Annotated in this window: 1 protein-coding gene; it reads right to left on the reverse strand. The window is 66.0% G+C overall.

Annotation, left to right across the window (positions count from 1 at the left end):
• A partial coding sequence (locus tag GPA_RS01830) for a molybdopterin-dependent oxidoreductase (protein WP_049783976.1) occupies window positions 1-2,471 on the reverse strand: 2,471 nt, incomplete at its 3' end.
• Between the last annotated feature and the right edge of the window lie 16 nt (window positions 2,472-2,487).

Genomic DNA, 2,487 nt, shown 5'->3' on the forward strand with positions numbered 1-2,487 from the left:
AACGCGTGCGTCGAGGTCGTGGCGTAGGGCGCGATGAGGTTGTTCGCCCCGCCGCGGTCCAAGCCGCCGCGGCCGAGAACCACCGAGTCCACGCGGCTGCCGTGATCCTGGTACACCACGCTCGGCATGATGCGCTCGGTCACGCGCACGCCGCCGAGCACTGCGCCGCGCTCGTTGTACAGCTTCACGATGTCGCCCGTCGAAAGTCCCAGCAGGCCCGCGTCGGCCGGGTTCACCCATACCGGCTCGTACTTGTAGCCGTCGGGGCCCGTCACCTTGCACGTCTCCTCCATCTCGCGGAACCAGGTGACGTCGTCGAGGTTCGCGTGCACGCGCCACCGCGGGTGGTTCGACACGAGCAGGAAGGGGTACTTCCGCCCGCGCTCCAGGTACTGGCGCTCCTGGTGGCCGGCGCCCTCGTCGACCCAGTGAGGTATGGGCCCGCGCTCCTTGTCATCGGGGAACTGGCTGGCCAGCGTCGTGGAGTAGTACTCCAGCTTGCCGGACGGCGTCTGGAGCGGGTGTTCCTCCGGGTCCTCGTAGAACTGGATGAGGCCGGCCGGCATCTCCTCCCACCCCTCGCGCGTGGGGAACGGGTAGTACTGCTTCTCCTTGAACTCCTCGAAGTCCATCTTCTTGGCCGCTCCCGTGTTCTCGAAGCCGGCCTGGATGTACTCCTCGCAGGTCTTGCCGCCCATGTAGCGTTCGTAGAGGTTCTCGTAGATGCCGCCGAACTTCTCCAGAGCCTTCGCGACCTCGCCCACGGCCTCCATGTCGGACTTCGACTCCAGGCGCGGCTTGATGGCCTGGCGCTCGTAGTACACGAGGTTCCACTGGCCGTTGTCGGAGTCGGTGCCGATGTCCTCCGTCTCGAACTTCGTGTTCGTGGGCAGGATGACGTCGGCGAAGAAGCAGTCGTTCTCCATCCACGGGTGCTGCACGACGATGAACTCGATGGAGGGGTGCCGCAGCGCCTCCTGCATCTCGTTGCCGCCGTTCCAACAGGTCTCCCAGCACGGGGTGTCCGACCAGATCATGTGCAGGCGCTCGTTGCCCTCGAGCGGGAACGTGTAGGGCCCGTCGAACTGGTCCTCGCGCGGGAACCCGGCGCCGATGTGGCCGTACCACGATACGGGCGGGTTCATGATGGCCTCGGGGATCATGGTCTTGGGGATGAAGCTCTTCGGGAAGCTGCGGTACCAGCCGCGGTAGGCCGGGCTGCAGTCGGGGATCTCCACCGACGGCGGCAAGGGCGTCACGGTGTCCATGCCGTAGAGCGTCCACTCGATGAACTTGAACTGGTTGGCGCCCGGCTTGCCCAGTCCCTGCATGCCGAGGAGCGCCACCTCGAGGCGCGCCGGCTCGTGCGCGTAGCAGGAGCGGATGTAGGAGCCGCCGTTGCAGTGCGCGATGGACACGGCGTGCGCGGCCCAGTAGCGCGCGAGGGCCTTGATGGTGTAGGAGGGAACGCCGCAGATCTTCTCGGCCCACTTCGGCGTCTTCGGCACGCCGTCCTCGCCGCCCATGACGTAGTACTTGAAGTTCTCGAAGCCCACGGCATGCGTGTCGAGGTAGGCCTGGTCGTAGGTGCCCTCCTTGATCCACGTGTAGGCTATCGCCAGCTGCAGGGCCGCGTCGGTGTTGGGCTTGACCGGTATCCACTTGTCGGCGTGCACGGCGTTGGTGTAGTTCACGTCGGGCGAGATGTGTATCTGCTTGATGCCGAGGTCGGTGAACCAGTAGCACAGGCGGCTGGCCAGGTAGCCGCCCCAGCCGAGCGGCGTGGTCTCCACGTCGCAGCCCCAGAACAGCACCGCGTCGCCGTTCTGCGCCACGTCGCGGATGACGTTGTTCATCTGCGAGTTCTGCCCCAAGGGGTCCATGCCCCACATGTGCTTCGCGCCCCAGTACCAGCCCTCCCAGCTGTCGGGCTGGCGGGTTTGCAGCGTGTAGGAGCCTATGAGGTCGAACATGCGGCTCTGGCAGCCGTGCGGCGCGTGGACGAACTTCGTCTCGCCGTGGCCGTCGAGCTCGCAGAGGATGGACGCCGGCCCGTACTCGTCATGCACGCGCTTGATCTCGCCTGCGATGAGCGCGCACGCCTCATCCCAGCTGATGCGCACGTAGCCGCTCGTGCCGCGGTTCTGCGGGTTGCGCTCGCCGTTCGGGTCCCAGTCCACGCGGCGCATCGGGTACGGGATGCGGTTCTTCGAGTACACGCGCTTCTTGTAGCACAGCGACAGCGGCGATATGAGCGTCTTGAAGCCCGGCTCGAAGGTCTTGCCGCGCGCCTCGATCTTCCAGGCGTTCAGGTCCTCCGGCGTGTAGTGCTCGTCGAAGCGCAGCGGGCGGATGCGCAGGATCTTGTCGTTCTCCTCGTCGATGTCGACCGAGCACGCGTTCGTGCCGATGCCGAAGCTGTTGAAGCCCAGGCCCTTCACGATGGGCGTGCCCAACACGTTGTTCCCCATGCTCTCTCCTCTCCTC

The sequence above is a fragment of the Gordonibacter pamelaeae 7-10-1-b genome (assembly GCF_000210055.1).
Taxonomy (GTDB): Bacteria; Actinomycetota; Coriobacteriia; order Coriobacteriales; family Eggerthellaceae; genus Gordonibacter; species Gordonibacter pamelaeae.